Source organism: Streptomyces sp. YIM 121038 (genome assembly GCF_006088715.1).
Lineage (GTDB): Bacteria > Actinomycetota > Actinomycetes > Streptomycetales > Streptomycetaceae > Streptomyces.
The window spans coordinates 8,229,501-8,250,075 of the sequence record NZ_CP030771.1; the positions used below are offsets into that span (position 1 = coordinate 8,229,501).

Consider the following 20,575-nt stretch of genomic DNA (forward strand, 5'->3'; position numbering starts at 1 on the left):
ATTCCTGGGAGCTGAATTCAGTGGCTGACGAGGTACAACTCCGCGACTACCTCAAGAGGGCCATCGCCGACGCCCGCGACGCCCGCAAGCGCCTGCGCGAGGTCGAGGACCAGGCGCGGGAGCCGATCGCCGTCGTGTCGATGGCGTGCCGGTATCCGGGTGGTGTGGGGTCGCCGGAGGAGTTGTGGCGGCTGGTGGCCGATGGCGTGGATGCGGTCTGTGACTTTCCGGAGGACCGGGGTTGGGATGTGGAGGGGTTGTTCGACCCGGATCCTGACCATGCGGGTACGTCGTACACGAGCCGGGGTGGTTTCCTGCGTGGGGCGGGGCTCTTCGACGCGGGTTTCTTCGGCATCTCCCCGCGCGAGGCACTGGCCATGGACCCGCAGCAGCGGCTGCTCCTGGAGACCTCCTGGGAGGCCCTGGAGCAGGCGGGCATCGACCCCCTGTCGCTGAAGGGCATCGACGTGGGGGTGTTCTCCGGCGTGTCCAGCCAGGGCTACGGGGCCGGTGCCGGGGTGGTGACACCGGAGTCGGAGGGCTTCGCGGGCACGGGCGCGACGCCGAGCGTGGCGTCGGGCCGCGTGTCGTACGTGTTCGGCTTCGAGGGCCCGGCGGTCACGGTGGACACCGCCTGCTCCTCGTCCCTGGTCGCCATGCACCTGGCGGCGCAGGCGCTGCGGCACGGAGACTGCTCGATGGCCCTGGCCGGGGGCGCGATGGTGATGGCCACACCCGGCAACTTCGTGGCGTTCTCCCGGCAGCGGGGCCTGGCCGAGGACGGCCGGTGCAAGGCGTTCGCGGACGGCGCGGACGGCATGGGCCTGGCCGAGGGCGCGGGCGTGGTCGTCCTCGAACGCCTCTCGGTCGCCCGCGAGCGCGGGCACCAGGTCCTGGCCGTACTGCGCGGCAGCGCGGTCAACCAGGACGGCGCCTCCAACGGCCTGACCGCCCCCAACGGCCCCTCCCAACAGCGGGTCATCCGCAGGGCCCTGGCCAACGCGGGCCTCTCCCCGGCCGACGTGGACGTGGTGGAGGGCCACGGCACGGGCACGGCCCTCGGCGACCCGATCGAGGCGCAGGCGCTCCTGGCGACGTACGGCCGGGACAGGGATCCCGAACGGCCGCTGTGGCTGGGCTCGTTGAAGTCGAACATCGGCCACACGCAGGCCGCAGCGGGCGTGGCCAGCGTGATCAAGATGGTGCAGGCGCTGCGCCACGGCGTCCTGCCGCCCACGCTGCACGTGCGGACGCCCACGACCGAGGTCGACTGGACCACGGGCGCGGTCGAGCTCCTGACGGAGGCGCGGGAGTGGCCGCGCGACGACCGTCCGCGCCGGGCGGGTGTGTCCTCGTTCGGTGTGAGCGGCACGAACGCCCACCTGATCCTGGAGGAGGCCCCCGAGGAGCCGGTCTCGGAGGGTTCAGCCCCGGTGGGTGTGGTGCCGCTGGTGGTGTCGGCACGGACTCCCGGGGCGCTGCCGGGGCAGGCCGGGCGTCTCGCGGCGTTCATCGAGACGGCCGACGGGACACCGCTGGCCACGGTGGCCGGGGCCTTGGTGTCGGGCCGGGCGCTCCTCGACGATCGCGCGGTGGTCGTGGCGGACTCGGCCGAGGACGCGCTCACCGGGCTGCGGGCGTTGGCGCGCGGCGAGAGCGGCCCGAACGTCGTGTCCGGGAGCGTCACCGGTTCCGGTGTCCCGGGCGACCTTGTGCTGGTGTTCCCGGGGCAGGGGTCGCAGTGGGTGGGGATGGGCCGTGAACTCCTGGATTCCTCTGTGGTGTTCGCGGAGCGGGTGGGGGAGTGCGCTGCTGCTCTTGAGCGGTGGGTGGACTGGTCGCTCGTCGATGTCCTACGGGGTGACGTTGATCCCGAGGTTCTTGAGCGGGTGGATGTGGTGCAGCCCGCGAGTTTCGCGGTGATGGTGGGTTTGGCTGCGGTGTGGGCGTCGGTAGGTGTGGTTCCGGATGCGGTGCTTGGTCACTCGCAGGGGGAGATCGCGGCGGCGTGTGTGGCGGGGGCGTTGTCTCTCGACGACGCGGCCCGTGTGGTGGCGTTGCGCAGTCAGGCCATCGCTGCGGGGCTGGCCGGGCGCGGTGGGATGGCCTCGGTGGCGCTGAGCGAGGCAGAGGTCACCGCACGCCTTGGGCCCTGGGCGGGCCGGGTGGAGGTCGCGGCTGTCAACGGGCCCTCGTCCGTGGTGATCGCGGGCGATGCCCAGGCTTTGGACGAGGTGCTGGAGGCCCTGTCCAGGGATGGTGTTCGTACGCGCCGGGTGGCGGTGGATTACGCCTCGCACACTCGTCACGTCGAGGACATCCAGGCCGCCCTTGCCGAAGCGTTGGTGGGGGTGGACGCGAAGGCCCCGGAGGTGCCGTTCTACTCCACCGTGACCGGCGGCTGGGTGGCGGAGGCCGGGGTCCTGGACGCCGGGTACTGGTATCGCAATCTGCGTGGTCAGGTGCGGTTCGGCCCGGCCGTGGCCGACCTCCTCGCGGAGGGCTACGGCGTGTTCGTGGAGGTCAGTGCCCACCCCGTACTCGTACAGCCGATCACCGAGATCGTGGATGGCGCCGACAGCGCGGCGGTGGTGGCGGGCACGCTGCGGCGCGAGGAGGGCGGACTGCGGCGGCTGCTGAGCTCGATGGCCGAGCTGTTCGTGCGGGGCGTGGCTGTCGACTGGCGTGGGGTGCTACCCGCGACGGGTTCGGCGCGCGTGGAGTTGCCGACGTACGCCTTCGAGCACCACCACTACTGGCTCACCCCGGGCGAGGAAGCGACCGACGCGGCGTCGCTGGGGCAGGCCGCGGCCGAACACCCGCTCCTTGGCGCGGTCGTGAGCCTTCCGCAGACCGACGGGCTCGTGCTCACGTCCCGCCTCTCGCTCCGCGCTCACCCCTGGCTGGCCGATCACGCGGTCGGCGGGGTGGTGCTCCTGCCGGGCACCGCGCTCGTGGAGCTGGTGGTGCGGGCCGGGGACGAGACCGGCTGCGGGGTCCTCGAAGAGCTGGTGATCGAGGCGCCGTTGGCCGTTCCCGAGCACAGTGGGGTACGGGTACAGGTCGCGGTGGGCGGACCGGGCGAGACCGGGGCGCGGGCCGTGGAGGTGTACTCCCAGCGCGAGGACGGCCCCGGTACCTGGACACGCCACGCCACCGGCCTGGTGACGGCACCGTCGGCCACGGCCGGGGAGGGGCCGGAGCTCGACTTCGCCGCCTGGCCGCCGCCCGGCGCCCAGAAGGTCCAGGTGGAAGCGGGTGACTTCTACGACGGTCTGGCCGCGCGGGGGTTCGGCTACGGCCCGGCGTTCCGGGGCGTGCGCGCGGCGTGGCGGCGCGGCGACGAGGTGTTCGCCGAGGTCGCCCTGCCCGAGGAACAGCGCAAGGATGCGGGCCGGTACGGCATCCACCCCGCACTCCTCGACGCGGCCCTGCAGGTGGGCACGTTCGCCGCCGCCGCGGACCCGGCGGCGGAGGACTCCGGGGAACCGGTCCTCGCGTTCGCGTGGAACGGCCTGGTGCTGCACGCTGCCGGGGCCGCGGCACTGCGGGTGCGGGTCGCGCCGTGCGGCCCGGACACGTTGTCCGTGCAGGCGGCGGACGAGACCGGAGGCCTGGTCGTGACCATGGACTCGCTGGTGTCCCGGCCGGTGTCCGCCGACCAGGTGGAGGCCACGGCGGACGCGACGGCCGCCACCGCACTGTTCGGCGTGGACTGGACCGAACTGCCGCCGCCGCAGAGCGAGCCACAGGCCTGGGTGTCCGTGGCCACCGCTGACGAGGCGGTGGCCCTGGCCGGGAGCGCCGACGTACCCCCGGTGGCCGTCCTGCGAGCCGTCGGCGGCGACGGCGAGGACGCCGCGCTCGCCGTGACCGCCCAGGTGCTCGCGGTCGTACAGGCGTGGCTGGCCGAGGCCGATCTCGAAGAGTCACGCCTGGTGGTGGCGACCCGGGGCGCGGTCGCCGCCGGGAGCGACGCCACCCTCACGGATCCGGCGGCGGCCGCGGTCTGGGGCCTGGTGCGCGCCGCGCAGGCCGAGAACCCGGACCGCCTTGTCCTCCTGGACCTCGACCCGGCCGCCCCGGAGGGGGGCGTGGAATCCGTTCTGGGGCCGGTGCTCGCCAGCCGTGAGCCCCAGGTCGCGGTGCGCGGAACGACCTTCACCGTGCCCCGGCTCGCCCGCGTGGCAGATCAACTCACCGGTACGGAAGCTTCGTTCGGGCCCGCGGGAACCGTGCTGGTCTCGGGCGGCGGGTCGCTGGGCGCCCTGGTGGCCCGGCACCTCGTCACCCGGTACGGAGTGCGGAGTCTGGTGCTCGCCAGTCGGCGGGGCCCGGACGCCGAGGGCGTAGCGGAGTTGGTCGCCGAGCTTGCCGGGCAGGGCGCGGCGGCGGCGGCCGTGGCGTGTGACGTGTCCGATCGCGATGAGGTGAAGGCCCTGTTGGCTTCGGTCAGCACGGACGGACAGCCGCTGACGGGTGTCGTGCACACGGCGGGTGTCTTCGACGCGGGTGTCATCGGGGCGCTGAGTGCGGAGCGTTTGGCGGGGGTGTTCGCGCCGAAGGTGGACGCGGTGCGGCATCTCGACGAGTTGACGCGGGGCCTGGACCTGGAGGCGTTCGTCGTCTATTCCTCGGCGTCGTCCGTGTTCATGGGAGCGGGCAGCAGCGGTTACGCGGCGGCGAACGCCTACCTGGACGGCCTGATGGCGCACCGGCGGGCCTCCGGCCTGCCCGGGACCTCCCTCGCCTGGGGCACGTGGGAGCACGCCACCAACATGACCACGCACCTCAGCTCCGCCGACCGGACGCGGATGAACCGGCGCGCCAACCGCACCGGCGTCGTGGGCATCAAGCCCGCCGAGGGCATGGAACTCTTCGACGCCGCCCTGGCGTCCGGGCGGTCGCTGCTCGTGCCGGTCAAACTGGACCTCCAGGGCGTGCGGGCCGGAGCGGCGGGCGGCGGCGGGGTGCCGCCCCTGCTGCGCGGCCTCGTACCGGCGGGCAGGCAGCAGGCGCGGGCGGCGGCCGCCGGCGACGGCGAGCTGGTGCGCCGCCTGGCCGGGCTCGCCGCGGCGGAGCAGGAGGCCCTGCTGCTCGACCTGGTGCGGACGCAGGCCGCGGTCGTGCTCGGACACAGCGGGCCGGGAGGCGTGCGGGCGGACACGGCGTTCAAGGACGTCGGGTTCGACTCGCTCACCTCCGTGGAGCTGCGCAACCGGCTGCGCGAGGCGACCGGCCTGAAGCTGCCCGCCACGCTCGTCTTCGACCAGCCGAACCCGCTGGTCCTCGCCCGGCACCTGCGCGACGGCCTCGGCGTGAGCGACGACGTGCTCGCCCGCGTGCACGCGAGGATCGAGGACGTCGAGGCGCTGATCGGTGCCCTGCCCCTCGACGCCGCCATGAAGTCCAGCGTCGCGCTTCGCCTGCAGGGCCTGGTGGCCAGGTGCAACGGCGTGGTCGGGCGGACGGACGCCGCCACGGTCGCGGAGCAGCTGGAATCCGCGTCGGCCGACGAAGTCCTCGACTTCATCGATGACGAACTGGGGCTCGTGTGAGACCGGCACGCGCCAGGACCCGTCCGGGACCGGCGCGAGACTCCGCGGTTCCACCCAACCTTCGTGAGGACTGAACCATGGCCACGGACGAAAAGCTCCTCCAGTACCTCAAGCGCGTCACGACCGAACTGCACCAACTGCGGAAACAGGGCTCCTCGCACGCGGGCGAGCCGGTGGCGATCGTGGGGATGGCCTGTCGGCTGCCGGGCGGGGTGACGGGGCCGGAGGAGCTGTGGCGCCTGGTGCGCGAGGGCCGGGACGCGGTGTCGGGATTCCCCGACGACCGGGGCTGGGAGCTGGACGGCCTCTTCGACCCGGACCCCGACAACCCCGGTACGTCCTACACCGACCAGGGCGGCTTCCTGCGCGGCGCGGGCCTCTTCGACGCGGGGCTCTTCGGCATCTCCCCGCGCGAGGCACTGGCCATGGACCCGCAGCAGCGGCTGCTCCTGGAGACCTCCTGGGAGGCCCTGGAGCAGGCGGGCATCGACCCGGTGTCGCTGAAGGGCAGCGACGTCGGGGTGTTCTCCGGCGTGTCCAGCCAGGGCTACGGAGCCGGTGCCGGGGCGATCGCCCCGGAGCTGGAGAGCTTCACCGGCACGGGCGTGGCGGGAAGCGTGGCCTCCGGCCGGGTGTCGTACGTCTTCGGCTTCGAGGGCCCGGCGGTCACCGTGGACACCGCGTGCTCGTCGTCGCTCGTGGCGATGCATCTGGCGGCGCAGGCGCTGCGGCAGGGCGAGTGCTCAATGGCCCTGGCCGGGGGCGCGATGGTGATGTCGACGCCCGGCACCTTCGTGGCGTTCTCGCGGCAGCGCGGCATGGCCTCCGACGGCCGGTGCAAGGCGTACGCGGACGGCGCCGACGGCATGGGCCTCGCCGAGGGCGCGGGCGTGGTGGTCCTGGAGCGCCTCTCGGTCGCCCGCGAGCGCGGCCACCAGGTCCTCGCCGTCATCCGCGGCAGCGCGGTCAACCAGGACGGCGCCTCCAACGGCCTCACCGCCCCCAACGGCCCCTCGCAGGAGCGCGTGATCCGCAAGGCCCTGGCCGGAGCCGGACTCGTCCCCGCGGACGTGGACGTCGTGGAGGGCCACGGCACCGGGACCGCCCTGGGCGACCCGATCGAGGCCCAGGCGCTCCTCGCGACGTACGGGCAGGGCCGTGACCCGCGACGGCCCCTGTGGCTCGGCTCGTTGAAGTCGAACATCGGGCACACGCAGGCCGCCGCAGGTGTCGCCAGTGTGATCAAGGTGGTGCAGGCGCTCCGGCACGGCGTCATGCCGCCCACGCTGCACGTCCAGGAGCCCACGGCCGAAGTGGACTGGTCGGCGGGCGCGGTCGAGCTCCTGACGGAGGCGCGGGAGTGGCCGCGCGACGACCGCCCGCGCCGGGCCGGAGTCTCCTCCTTCGGGATCAGCGGCACCAACGCGCACCTGATCCTGGAGGAAGCACCCCCGGAGGCGGGTGAGCCGCTCCCCGAGCGGGCGGAGCCCGGCGGCGCGGTGCCCCTGGTGGTCTCGGCGAGCGGCGCCGGAGCGCTGGCGGGCCAGGCCGCACGGCTGACGACGTACCTCCAGTCGTGGGAGCCCGGTGACTCCGGTGGCGTGGACCTCGCGGACGTCGCCGGTGCGCTCCTGTCCGGCCGGGCCCTGCTCGGCGAGCGCGCCGTGGTCGCCGCCCGCTCGGCCGAGGAGGCGCTGACCGGCCTCCGGGCGCTCGCGCGGGGCGAGAGCACCACCGGTGTCGTGTCCGGCCGGGTCACCGGGTCGGGCGACGTGGGCAAGGTCGTCTGGGTGTTCCCCGGGCAGGGCTCGCAGCGGGCGGGGGCGGGCCGGGAGCTGTACGAGCGGTACCCGGTGTTCGCGGAAGCCTTGGACGAGGCCTGCGAGGAGCTGGACGCGCGCCTCGCCGGATGGGTCGACCACCCCGTACGGGACGTGGTCCTGGGCACGGTCGCGGGCAGCGCCGACCTGCTCGACCAGACGGTGTTCACCCAGGCGGGCCTCTTCGCCGTGGAGAGCGCCCTGGCCCGCCTCGTGGAGTCCTGGGGCGTACGGCCGGACGCGGTGATCGGACACTCGATCGGTGAGGTCACCGCCGCGTACGTGGCGGGCGCCCTCACGCTGCCGGACGCGGCCCGCCTGGTCGCGGCCAGGGGGCGGCTCATGCAGGCGCTGCCGCCGGGCGGCGCCATGGTCGCGGTGGCCGCGCGCGAGGAGCAGGTCGCCGGGCTGCTGCGCGAGGGCGTGGAGGTCGCGGCGGTCAACGGCCCGGCCGCCCTGGTGCTCTCCGGCGACGAGGACGCCGTCCTCGCGGCGGCCGGTCCGCTGCGCGAGCGGGGGTACAAGACGAAGCGCCTCGCGGTGTCGCACGCGTTCCACTCCCCGCGGATGGAACCGATGCTGGCCGACTTCACCGCGGAGCTCGCCGACGTGGCGTGGCAGCGGCCCGCGATCCCGGTGGTCTCGAACGTGACCGGGCGGCTCGCCGGCCCCGACGAGCTGTCCGACCCCCACTACTGGGCCGCACACGTGCGCCGGCCGGTGCGGTTCGCCGAGGGCGTCGCGGCCGCCGCGGAGTTCGGCGGCACCCTGTTCGTGGAGCTGGGGCCCGGCGCGGCCCTCACCGGCCTGGTCGAGGAGACGGCCACCGCCACCACCGCCGAGGTGACGTGCGTCGCCGCCCTGCGCGAAGGCCGCCCGGAGGAGGTGACGCTGCTGGCCTCGATGGCCGAGCTGTTCGTCCGGGGCGTGGCCGTGGACTGGGCGCGCCTGTTGCCCGCCGGGGCCGCGTCCCGGCGCGTGGACCTGCCGACGTACGCCTTCGACCACCAGCAGTACTGGCTCAAGCCCGGCGCGTCGGCCACGGACGCCGCGTCGCTCGGGCAGACGGCGGCGGACCACCCCCTGCTCGGCGCGGTGGTGCGCCTTCCGCACTCCGACGGCCTGGTCTTCACCTCGCGCCTCTCGCTGCGCACGCACCCGTGGCTGGCCGATCACGCGGTCGGCGGCGTGGTGCTCCTGCCGGGGACCGGCCTCGTGGAGCTGGCGGTGCGGGCCGGTGACGAAGCCGGGTGCGGGAGCCTCGAAGAGCTGGTCGTCGAGGCCCCGTTGGCGGTGCCCGCGCGCGGTGCGGTGCGGGTGCAGGTCGCGGTGGGCGCCCCGGGCGAGACGGGCACGCGCACCGTGGAGGTGTACTCCCAGCGCGAGGACGACGGCGACGCGGACACCTGGACGCGCCATGCCGCGGGCCTCCTGTCGGCCACCGCCCGCCCCCGCGGCCGGGACGGCTTCGACTTCACCGCCTGGCCGCCGCCCGGCGCGCGACCGGTGGACGTGCACCCCGGCGACTTCTACGACGACCTGGCCGAACGCGGCTACGGCTACGGCCCGGCCTTCCGCGGTCTGCGGACGGTGTGGCGGCGCGGTGACGAACTCTTCGCCGAGGTCGCCCTGCCCGAGGAGCAGCGCGAGGAGGCCGACAGGTTCGGCATCCACCCCGCGCTCCTAGACGCGGCCCTGCACGCCGGGATGCTCGCCGCCACGGCGGACCCGGCGGGGGAGGAACCCGCGCGGCCGGTGCTGCCGTTCGCCTGGAACGGCCTCGTGCTGCACGCCGTCGGCGCCTCGGCGCTGCGGGTGCGCCTGACGCCCGGTGGCCCCGGCGCCGTGGCCCTCGCGGCGGCGGACGAGACCGGCGGCCCCGTCGTGACGATGGACTCGCTCGTGTCCCGGCCGGTGTCCGAGGGCCAGCTGGAGAGCGCGGCGGACACGGCGGCCGCCACCGCGCTGTTCGGCGTGGAGTGGACCGAGCTGCCCCCGCCGCAGGGGGAGCCACAGCAGTGGCTGCCGGTGGCCACCGCCGACGAGGTGGCGGCCCTGGCCGCGCGCGCCGACGTACCCCCGGTGGCCGTCCTGGAAGCCGTCGGCGGCGACGGCGAGGACGCGGTACTCGCCCTGACAGCACGGGTGTTGGAGGTCGTCCAGGCCTGGCTGACCGAAGCCTCCCTTGAGGAGTCGCGCCTCGCCGTCGTCACCCGGGGTGCGGTGCCCGCGGGCACGGGTGTGGTGAGCGATCCGGCGGGAGCGGCGGTGTGGGGCCTGGTGCGCGCGGCGCAGGCGGAGAACCCGGACCGGATCGTCCTGCTGGACACCGACCCCGCGGCGGGCGGCCCCCTGGACGCGGTGCTGGGAGCGGTGCTTGAGGCCGGTGAGCCCCAGGTCGCGGTGCGTGGAATGAGGTACTCCGCGCCCAGGCTCGCCCGTGTCACCGGTGAGGTGTCGGATGTGCCGAACAAGTTCGGCTCTGGAAAGAGCGTTCTACTCACTGGTGGAACTGGTTCTCTGGGTGGCCTGGTGGCTCGTCATCTGGTGGCCCGGCACGGTGTACGGCATCTGCTTCTTGCCAGCCGCCGGGGCGCGGAGGCCGAGGGTGCGGCGGAGCTGGTGGCGGAACTCGTCGGGCAGGGTGCGACGGTGTCGGTCGTGGCGTGCGACGTGTCCGACCGCGAGCAGGTGCGGGCGTTGCTGGCGTCCGTACCGGACGAACACCCGCTGGGCGCGGTCGTGCACACCGCGGGCGTGCTGGACGACGGGGTGATCGGCGCGCTGACGCCGGAGCGCCTCGCGGGGGTGTTCGCGCCGAAGGTGGACGCGGTGCGGCACCTCGACGAGCTGACCCGGGGCATCGACCTCGACGCGTTCATCGTCTACTCCTCCGCGGCGGGCGTGTTCGGGTCGGCGGGCCAGGGCAACTACGCGGCGGCCAACGCTTTCCTCGACGGGCTGATGGCCCAGCGGCGGGCGGCGGGTCTGCCGGGGCTCTCCCTCGCCTGGGGCCTGTGGGAGCAGGCCGCGGGCATGACCGCGCACCTCGACGACGTCGACCAGGCGCGCGCGAACCGCGGCGGCGTGCTGGCCATCACGGCTGCCGAAGGCATGGAGCTGTTCGACGCCGCGGCGGCGGCCGGGCAGCCGCTGCTGGTCCCGATCAAGCTGGACCTGCGGGGAGCCCGCGCCGGTGCGGCGTCCGGCGGCGCGGTCCCGCACCTGCTGCGCGGCCTCGTCCGGGCGGCCCGACAGCAGGCGCGGGCCGCCTCCGCCGGCGACGTCGAGCTGTCCCGGCGCCTGGCCGGGCTCACCGCGGCGGAACAGGAGGCCCTGCTGCTCGACCTGGTCCGCACCCAGGCCGCGGTCGTCCTCGGGCACACGGGGCCCGGCGGCGTACGGCCGGACACGGCCTTCAACGAAGCCGGGTTCGACTCCCTCACCTCGGTGGAACTGCGCAACCGACTGCGCGAGGCGACCGCTCTCAAGTTCCCCGCCACCCTCGTCTTCGACTACCCGACCCCCGTGGCGCTCGCCCGCTACCTGCGCGAGGAGCTGGCCGAGACGGCGGACGGTGCCGCTGTCCCGTCCGTGTCGTCCGTGGCCGTGGATCGGGACGAGCCGATCGCGATCGTCGGCATGGCGTGCCGTCTGCCCGGTGGGGTGGCGGACCCTGAAGGCTTGTGGCGGCTGGTGCGGGAGGGCCGCGAGGGCATGGCACCGTTCCCGGAGGACCGTGGCTGGGACCTGGAGGGGTTGTTCGACGCGGATCCTGACAACGCCGGTACGTCGTACGCCAGTCAGGGCGGCTTCCTCCAGGGCGCGGGCCTCTTCGACCCCGGGTTCTTCGGCATCTCCCCGCGCGAGGCGCAGGCGATGGACCCGCAGCAGCGGCTGCTCCTGGAAACGTCCTGGGAGGCCCTGGAGCAGGCGGGCATCGACCCGGTGGCGCTGAAGGGCACCGACGTCGGAGTGTTCTCCGGGGTGTCCACCCAGGGCTACGGGATGGGCGCGGACGCGCGGGACGTGGAGGGCTACACGGGCACCGGCTCGGCGCCGAGCGTGGCCTCGGGCCGGGTGGCGTACGCCTTCGGTTTCGAGGGCCCGGCGGTCACCGTGGACACCGCCTGCTCCTCGTCCCTGGTCGCCATGCACCTGGCGGCGCAGGCGCTGCGGCAGGGCGAGTGCTCGATGGCACTCGCCGGTGGCGTGGCCGTGATGGCGACGCCCGGGGCCTTCGTGGAGTTCTCCCGGCAGCGGGGCCTGGCCACCGACGGGCGCTGCAAGTCCTACGCGGCGGGCGCCGACGGCACCGGCTGGTCCGAGGGAGTCGGCCTGGTGGTCCTTGAGCGCCTGTCGGCGGCGCGCGAGCGCGGGCACCGCGTGCTGGCCGTGCTGCGCGGCAGCGCGGTCAACCAGGACGGCGCCTCCAACGGCCTCACCGCCCCCAACGGCCCCGCGCAGCAACGCGTGATCCGCAAGGCCCTGGCCCACGCGGGCCTCACCCCCTCCGAGGTGGATGTGGTGGAGGGCCACGGCACGGGCACGACCCTGGGCGACCCGATCGAGGCGCAGGCGCTCCTGGCGACGTACGGCCGGGACAGGGAGCCCGAACGGCCGCTGTGGCTGGGCTCGTTGAAGTCGAACATCGGGCATGCGCAGGCCGCCGCGGGTGCGGCCGGTGTGATCAAGATGGTGCAGGCGCTGCGCCACGCGGTCATGCCCCCCACCCTGCACGTGGACGCGCCCACGGCCGAGGTCGACTGGTCCCTGGGCGCGGTGGAGCTCCTCACCCAGGCACGGGACTGGCCGCGCGACGGGCGCCCGCGCCGGGCGGGGGTGTCCGCGTTCGGCATCAGCGGCACGAACGCCCACCTGATCCTGGAGGAGGCGCCCGAGGAGCCGGTCTCGGAGGGTTCAGCCCCTGTGGGTGTGGTGCCGTTGGTGGTGTCGGCGCGGAGCCGGGCTTCGCTGGCGGGGCAGGCCGGTCGCCTGGCGTCGTATGTGGAGTCGGGCGCTGGCGCGTTGTTGCCCGCCGTGGCCGGGGCGTTGGTGTCGGGGCGGGCTGTGCTGGGCGAGCGCGCGGTGGTGGTCGCGGGCTCGGGCGAGGAAGCCCTGGCCGGGTTGCGGGCGCTTGAGCGGGGTGAGAGCGGTCCGGGGCTGGTGTCGGGCAGCGGGGGTACGCCGGGGGATCTCGTGCTGGTGTTCCCGGGGCAGGGGTCGCAGTGGGCGGGTATGGGCCGTGAACTCCTGGACGCTTCCGCGGTGTTCGCGGAGCGGGTGGGGGAGTGCGCGGCGGCGTTGGAGCCGTGGGTGGACTGGTCGCTTGTCGATGTCCTACGGGGTGACGCTGATTCCGAGGTTCTTGAGCGGGTGGATGTGGTGCAGCCCGCGAGCTTCGCGGTGATGGTGGGTTTGGCTGCGGTGTGGGCGTCGGTAGGTGTGGTTCCGGATGCGGTGCTTGGTCACTCGCAGGGGGAGATCGCGGCCGCGTGTGTGGCGGGGACCCTCTCCCTTGAGGACGCGGCCCGTGTGGTGGCGTTGCGCAGTCAGGCCATCGCCACGGAGCTGGCCGGACGCGGTGGCATGGCCTCGGTCGCTCTGAGCGAGGCAGAGGTCACCGCACGCCTTGAGTCCTGGGCGGGCCGGGTGGAGGTCGCGGCTGTCAACGGGCCGTCGTCCGTGGTGATCGCAGGTGACGCCGAAGCCTTGGACGAGGTGCTGGAGGCCCTGTCCGGCGATGGTGTCCGTACGCGCCGGGTGGCGGTGGACTACGCATCGCACACTCGTCACGTCGAGGACATCCAGGCCACCCTTGCCGAAGTGCTGGTGGGGGTGGACGCGAAGGCCCCGGAGGTGCCGTTCTACTCCACCGTCACCGGCAGCTGGATCGAGGAAGCCGGAGTCCTGGACGCCGGGTACTGGTACCGCAACCTGCGCGGCCAGGTGCGGTTCGGCCCGGCCGCGGCCGACCTCCTGGGCCAGGGCTACGGCGTGTTCGTGGAGGTCAGCGCCCACCCCGTACTCGTACAGCCGATCACCGAGATCGTGGATGGCGCCGACAGCACGGCGCAGGTGACGGGCACACTGCGGCGCGAGGAGGGCGGACTGCGACGGCTGCTGAGCTCGATGGCCGAGCTGTTCGTCAAGGGAGTGCGCGTGGAATGGGCGGGTGTGCTGCCCGCCGGAGCCGGGCACGCGCGCGTGGAGTTGCCGACGTACGCCTTCGACCACCGGCACTACTGGCTCAAGCCCGCCGAGTCGGCGACCGGCGCGGCGGCACTCGGCCTCGCCGGGGCCGGTCACCCGTTGCTGGGCGCGGTGGTGCGGCTTCCGCAGACGGACGGGCTCGTGTTCACCTCGCGCCTCTCCCTGCGGACGCATCCGTGGCTGGCCGACCACGCGGTCGGCGGTGTCGTACTCGTCCCGGGCACGGGGCTGGTGGAGCTGGCGGTGCGGGCCGGTGACGAGGCCGGGTGCGGGATCCTGGAGGAGCTGGTGATCGAGGCGCCGCTCGTGGTGCCCCGGCGCGGCGGGGTGCGCGTGCAGGTCGCGGTGGGCGGACCGGGCGAGACCGGAGCGCGGACCGTGGAGGTGTACTCCCAGCGCGAGGACGACGGCGGCGCCGACACCTGGACGCGGCACGCCACCGGGCTCCTCGCGACCACCGCCCACCCCCGTGACCTGGGCGGCCACGACTTCACGTCCTGGCCGCCGCCCGGCGCGGAACCGGTGGACATCGGCGACGGCTACGGTCGCCTCGCCGGGGACGGCTACGGGTACGGCCCGGCGTTCCAGGGCGTGCGCGCGGTGTGGCGGCGCGGCGACGAGGTGTTCGCCGAGGTCGCCCTGCCCGAGGGGCAGCGGGAGGAAGCGGGCCGGTACGGCATCCACCCCGCCCTCCTCGACGCGGCCCTGCACTCGACCATGCTGAACGCCGTGGCGGCGGTCACGGCGGCCGCCGGTGACGGCGACGCGGACGGCCTTGAGCTGCGGCTGCCCTTCGCCTGGAACGGGCTCGCACTGCACGCGGCGGGCGCGTCGGCGCTGCGGGTCCGCGTGGCGAAGCCCGAGCGCGACGCCCTGTCGCTGGAGGCCGTGGACGAGGCCGGTGGCCTGGTCGTGACGTTGGACTCGCTGGTGGGCCGGGTGGTGTCCGCCGAGCAGTTGGAGACGGCGTCGGACACGGCGCGCGTCGACTCGCTGTTCCGGGTGGAGTGGACGGAGCCGCCCCCGGTGCGCGAGGCGCGGCCCTCGCCGTCGTGGGTGGCCGTGGCCACGGCGGAGGAGGTGGCGACGCTGGCCGACGACGTGGAGTCGGGCGCGGCGGCCCCGGCCCTGGCGGTCATGGACGCCGTCGGCGGCGACGAGGAGGGGGCCGCACTGTCCCTGGCCACCCGGGTCCTGGACGTCGTGCAGTGCTGGCTGGCCGGGACCGGGCTCGAAGAGTCGCGGCTGCTGGTGGTCACCCGGGGCGCGGTGCCCGCCGGTGGCGAGGCCACCGTGCGGGATCCGGCAGGGGCGGCCGTGTGGGGCCTGGTGCGCGCCGCACAGGCCGAACACCCGGACCGCATCGTCCTGCTGGACGTCGACGCGACCACGGGCGCGGAGCCCGTCCTGGGCGCGGTCCTCGCCGGCGGCGAGCCGCAGATCGCCGTGCGCGGCCCCGCCCTCCGCGTCCCTCGCCTCGCCCGCGTCAGCGGCCAAACCCCCGACGCGGCACCGGTGTTCGGGCCGGAAGGCACCGTCCTCATCTCGGGTGCCGGATCGCTGGGCGCCCTCGCGGCCCGGCACCTGGTCACCCGGTACGGCGTACGGCATCTGCTGCTCGCCAGCCGTCGGGGTCCGGACGCCGAAGGCGTGCCGGAGCTGGTGGCCGAGCTCCGCGAGCAGGGTGCGACGGTGACGGTCGTGGCGTGTGACGTGTCCGACCGCGACCAGGTGAAGGCCCTGCTGACGGGCGTACCGGACGAGCACCCGCTCACCGGCGTCGTGCACACCGCCGGTGTGACGGACGACGGAGTGATCGGGGCGCTGACGCCGGAGCGCCTTGAGCGGGTGTTCGCGCCGAAGGTGGACGCGGTGCGGCACTTGGACGGGCTGACGCGTGAACTGGGCCTGGAGTTGGACGCGTTCGTCGTCTACTCGTCCGTGTCGGGCGTCTTCATGGGCGCGGGCAGCGGCAGCTACGCCGCCGCGAACGCCTTCCTCGACGGGCTGATGGCCCAGCGGCGGGCGGCAGGCCTGCCCGGCGTCTCCCTGGCCTGGGGCCTGTGGGAGCAGACCAGCGGGATGGCCGCCCACACCGACGACCTCACCAAGAGCCGGATGAGCCGCCGGGGCGGGCTGCGGGGGATGACTCCGGCGGAGGGCATGGAACTGTTCGACGCGGCCGTGGGCTCCGGGCAGGCCCTGCTGGTTCCCGCCAAGCTGGACCTGCGGGGCGTACGCGCCGGGGCGACGGCCGGTGGCGGGGTGCCGCACCTGCTGCGCGGCCTCGTGCGCGCCGGACGGCAACTGGCGCACGCGGCGGGCGGCGACGAGCACCGGCAGCTGTCCGAGCGGCTCGCGGCACTGCCCGCGGCCGAGCAGGCGACGCTGCTGCTCGACCTGGTGCGGAGCCAGGTCGCGGCGGTCCTCGGCCACGGCACGACGTACCACATCGACGCCGACCAGGGGCTCTTCGAGATCGGCTTCGACTCCCTCACGGCCATCGAGCTGCGCAACCGGCTGCGCACCCTCACCGAGCGGAAGCTCGCCCCCGGCCTCGTCTTCGACCACCCGACGCCAGGAAGGCTCGCCGCGCACCTGCACGCGCTGATGTGCGGCGAACAGGCCACGACCCCGGTGGCGCTCTCCGTATGAACCCAGCGGCCCCCCTGCGAAAAAACCCATGGAAAGAGGCGACGACGTGTTCGACGTGAGCGACTACCTCCAGCGGATCGGCTGCGCCGGAGCGACCGGCGTGGACGCCGAGACGCTGCGCAGGCTGCACAAGAGCCACCTCATGGCGATTCCCTACAACGGCGCCGCCCAGGACCTCCGCGACGGGATCCGCCTCGTCGACCTCGACGAGGACGCCCTGTTCGAGACGAGCGTCGTCGACGGGCACGGCGGCACCTGCTTCCAGCTCGCCCGGCTCTTCCACCGGCTGCTCGGTGAACTCGGCTACGACGTCACCCTGATGGCGGCCAGCACCGCCGAGGGCCGCGAGAACTTCGGGCTCGACGTGGAACACATGTTCAGCCGCGTCGCCCTGGACGGCGAGGAGTGGCTCGTCGACGTCGGCTACCCGGGGCCCAACCACATCGAGCCGCTGCGGATCACCGGCACGGTGCAGACCCAGTACGGATGCCAGTACCGCCTGGTCGAGAACGCCTCCGGGTTCGCCCTCCAGCGCCGGGGGCGGGTCAGCCGGTGGAGCGTCGTCTACACCTTCACGACGAAGCCCCGGCAGTGGAGCGACTGGAAGGAACTGGAGGAGCACCTCAACCGGGAGTACGCGGCCACCGCCGCCACCGCGCCCGAAGCGTGCCCCATCGCGCGCGGAACGGACCGCATCTTCGGGGAGATCGAGGCGGCCACCGGGACGCACGACGGCCTGGACGTCCTGTGCGGGCGCGCCTTCGACGACGGCCAGATCGTCCTGAAGGGACGGCGCTGTCTCACGGTCCGCGGCGGCCGCGAGGAAGTCCGCACGATCAAGGACGACGACGAACACCGCGACCTGGTCTTCCGCATTCTGTCCGGTGAATTGAGCTGACCTCGCGCCGCGGGCACCGCCCGCGCGGCGCCCCGAAGGGGGACATGATGGCTTCCGTACCGCTGCGCCTCACCGACCACGCGTACGACGTGCGGATCGGCCCGGGGGTCCGCGCGTCGCTCCCCGACGTGGTCCGGCGCCTCGGCGCCGGGCGGGCCGTCGTCGTGTCGGCGCGCCCGCGGGAGTGGGTGCCCGACACCGGCGTCGAGACGCTGCTGCTGCCGGCCCGGGACGGCGAGCGGGACAAGACGCTCGCCACGGTGGAGGCGCTGTGCGGCGAGTTCGTACGGTTCGGACTCACCCGGTCCGACGTCGTCGTGTCCTGCGGCGGCGGGACGACCACCGACGTGGTCGGCCTCGCGGCCGCGCTGTACCACCGGGGCGTGCCGGTGGTGCACCTGCCCACCTCGCTGCTCGCCCAGGTCGACGCCAGCGTCGGCGGCAAGACGGCGGTGAACCTGCCCGCCGGGAAGAACCTCGTCGGGGCCTACTGGCAGCCCAGCGCCGTGCTGTGCGACACCGACTACCTCGCGACCCTGCCGCGCAGAGAACTCCGGAACGGTCTCGGGGAGATCGCCCGCTGCCACTTCATCGGCGCCGCCGACCTGCGCGGACTGCCGCTCGTGGAGCAGATCACCGCGAGCGTCACCCTCAAGGCCCGCATCGTGGAGGCCGACGAGCGGGACACCGGGGTGCGGCACATCCTCAACTACGGCCACACGCTGGGCCACGCCCTGGAGAAGGAGACCGGCTACGCCCTGCGCCACGGCGAGGCGGTGGCCGTCGGCACCGTCTTCGCGGGCCGCCTCGCCGGGGCCCTGGGCCGGATCGGCCCGGCCCGGGTGGCGGAACACCAGGACGTCGTCCAGTACTACGGGCTGCCCACCGCGCTGCCCGCCGAGGCCGACCCCGCCGCCCTGCTGCGGCTGATGCGGCACGACAAGAAGGCCCTCACCGGCCTCGCGTTCGCCCTGGACGGCCCCGCCGGGGCCGAGCTGGTGAGCGACGTGCCGCAGGAGGTCGTCGCCCGCGTGCTGGAAGGGATGCCCCGGGCGCCCCTCGCCGAGCTCGTCGGCGCCGCCGAGCCCGGGCTCCCCGCGACCGAAGCGGCCCGGACGTGAACCGCCCGCCCCGGCCCGAGGCGGGACCCGACGCCGCCGGACCCGCGCACCGCCTCCTGGCCGACCGGCTCGCCGCGGCCCTGGCCAGGCCGGTCGCGCAGCAGCCTGACTGGCCGGACCCGGAGCGGGCGAGGGCCGTGGTGGCGGCCCTGAGCCGGGCCGAGCCGCTCGTCACCCCCGCCGAGACCGCGCGCCTGGCGGAGCGGCTCGCCGCGGTCGCGCGCGGCGAGGCGTTCCTGCTCCAGGGCGGCGACTGCGCCGAAGCCTTCGCCGAGAACACCGAGGCCCACCAGCGGGCCAACCTGGGCCTGCTCACGGACATGGCCGCGGTGCTCGCCCGGCGCACGGGACTGCCCGTGGTCACGGTCGCCCGGATGGCCGGGCAGTACGCCAAACCGCGCTCCCGGCCCCTGGACGCACGGGGCCTTCCCGTCTACCGCGGCGACCTGGTCAACGCGATCCAGCCCACGCCCGCGGCCCGCACACCGGACCCCTCCCGGATGCTGCGGGCCCGCGCCGACGCCGCGGGCGCCATGGCCGTGGTCCGGGACTTCGAGGCCGGTCCGCGGGCGCTGCCCGACGGCGGCGGCCCCTACGTCAGCCACGAGGCGCTCGTGCTCGACTACGAGCGGACCTCGCTGCGGGCGGACCTCAGCGGACCCGAGCCCCGGTTCGCCAGCGGCCTCGGGCACTTCCTGTGGGTCGGCGAGCGCACCCGCGACCTCGACGGCGCGCACATCGCGTTCGCGGAGCTCCTGTCCAACCCGATCGGCCTCAAGCTCGGCCCCCGCACCACCCCCGAGCAGGCCCTCGACTACGTGCGCAGGCTCGACCCGCACGGCGAACCGGGACGCCTCACACTGATCAGCCGCATGGGGCACACCCGGGTCCGCGCCGTCCTGCCGGCGATCGTGGAGAAGGTCACCGCCTCCGGCCACCAGGTGGTCTGGCAATGCGACCCGATGCACGGCAACACGTACACGTCGGCAGGCGGCCACAAGACCCGCGCGGTCCGGCACATCGCCGACGAGATCTCCGGGTTCTTCGAGGTGCACCGGCGCCTCGGCACCCACCCCGGCGGCCTGCACGTCGAGCTGACCGGCGACGACGTCACGGAGTGCCTCGGCGGCCCCCGCGGCCTCACCGAGGCCGACCTGCCCGCCCGCTACCGCACGGCCTGCGACCCGCGCCTCAACGCGGAGCAGTCGATGGAACTCGCCACCGCCGTCGCGGAGCTGGCGGCGGCCGCCGCCACGGACAGAAAGGTGAGGCTGCGATGACCGGACCTCCTCCCGAGCAAGGACCTTCCCCCGCCACGGGGCACCCTCCCGCCCAAGGGCCGTCTCCCGGCACGGAACCCCCTCCCGCCACGCCCATCACGGGCACCACCCGGCTGTACGCCGTCCTGGGCGACCCCGTCGCCCAGGTCCAGTCGCCCGCCCTGATGAACCCGCTCTTCGCGCGCCTCGGCCGGGACGCGGTCCTCGTGCCGGTGCACGCCCGGCCGCCGCACCTCGAAGCCGTCGTACGCGGCCTGCGGCGGATCGACAACCTCGACGGCATGTTCGTCACCGTCCCGCACAAGGCGGCCGTACGCGCGCTCGCCGACCGGCGCGGCCCCACCGTGGACATCGTCGGCAGCGCCAACGTGCTGCGCCGGGAGGCCGACGGCGGCTGGCTCGCGGAGAACTTCGACGGCTCCGGCTTCGTGACGGGACTCGTCGCCGCCGGACACGAACCCAAGGGCGCCCACGTGGCGCTCGTCGGGACGGGCGGCGCGGGCAGCGCCATCGCCGCGGCCCTCCTCGCGGCGGGCGTCGACCGCCTCTCCGCGTACGACACGGACACCGCGCGGCTCGGCGCCCTCGTCGCCCGCCTCGACGCGCACTGGCCCGGCCGGGTCCGCGCGCTGACCGGACCGCACCCGCGGGGCGCCGACATCGCCGTGAACGCCACCCCGCTCGGACTGCGCCCCGACGACCCGCTGCCCTTCCCGCCGGACTCCCTGCGGCCGGGCGGCGTGGTGGCCGACATCGTCATGAAGCCCCGCGAGACGAGACTCCTGCGCGAGGCGGCCGCCCTCGGACACCCCGTCCATCACGGCATTCACATGCTGGAGGGCCAACTCGACGCCTATCAGGCCTTCTTCGGCCTCGCCTAGCGGCCGGTCCGACTACCTGACCGAGGGATGCGGGGGCGCCGCCGGGCCTCTACTTTGGACCTGTTGGTCAGCTTTTCTTCCGACACATGACGCCGCACGGGGCGGAGTGTGCGCGACGTCCGCGACCCCGACGGCGAGTGCCCTCGCGC

The 20,575-nt window shown here is 74.5% G+C and carries 6 protein-coding genes; all 6 read left to right on the forward strand.

The features are described 5' to 3' along the window. Positions 1-20 precede the first annotated feature (20 nt). The 6 genes from C9F11_RS34540 (at position 21) to C9F11_RS34565 (ending at position 20,426) form a co-directional block, all read left to right on the forward strand. Positions 21-5,558 (forward strand): type I polyketide synthase, encoded by a 5,538-nt coding sequence (locus C9F11_RS34540; protein ID WP_138963139.1) that lies wholly within the window; start codon positions 21-23, stop codon positions 5,556-5,558. A gap of 77 nt (positions 5,559-5,635) precedes the next feature. Continuing rightward, complete coding sequence (locus C9F11_RS34545) at positions 5,636-16,246, forward strand: type I polyketide synthase (protein WP_138963141.1); 10,611 nt, start codon at positions 5,636-5,638, stop codon at positions 16,244-16,246. A 28-nt stretch (positions 16,247-16,274) separates the two neighbouring features. Beyond that, positions 16,275-17,144, forward strand: a complete 870-nt coding sequence (locus C9F11_RS34550; RefSeq protein WP_138963143.1) for an arylamine N-acetyltransferase — start codon at positions 16,275-16,277, stop codon at positions 17,142-17,144. Between the two features lie 47 nt (positions 17,145-17,191). Continuing rightward, positions 17,192-18,265 (forward strand): 3-dehydroquinate synthase family protein, encoded by a 1,074-nt coding sequence (locus tag C9F11_RS34555; protein WP_249401998.1) that lies wholly within the window; start codon positions 17,192-17,194, stop codon positions 18,263-18,265. 56 nt (positions 18,266-18,321) lie between these two features. Then, a complete protein-coding gene (locus tag C9F11_RS34560) occupies positions 18,322-19,545 on the forward strand; it encodes a 3-deoxy-7-phosphoheptulonate synthase (protein WP_212767923.1) in 1,224 nt (407 codons plus the stop codon). Next, on the forward strand, positions 19,542-20,426 hold the full coding sequence (locus C9F11_RS34565) for a shikimate dehydrogenase (protein ID WP_138963149.1): 885 nt from the start codon (positions 19,542-19,544) through the stop codon (positions 20,424-20,426). The genes C9F11_RS34560 and C9F11_RS34565 overlap by 4 nt, the downstream gene beginning before the upstream one ends. The last annotated feature ends 149 nt before the right edge of the window (positions 20,427-20,575 follow it).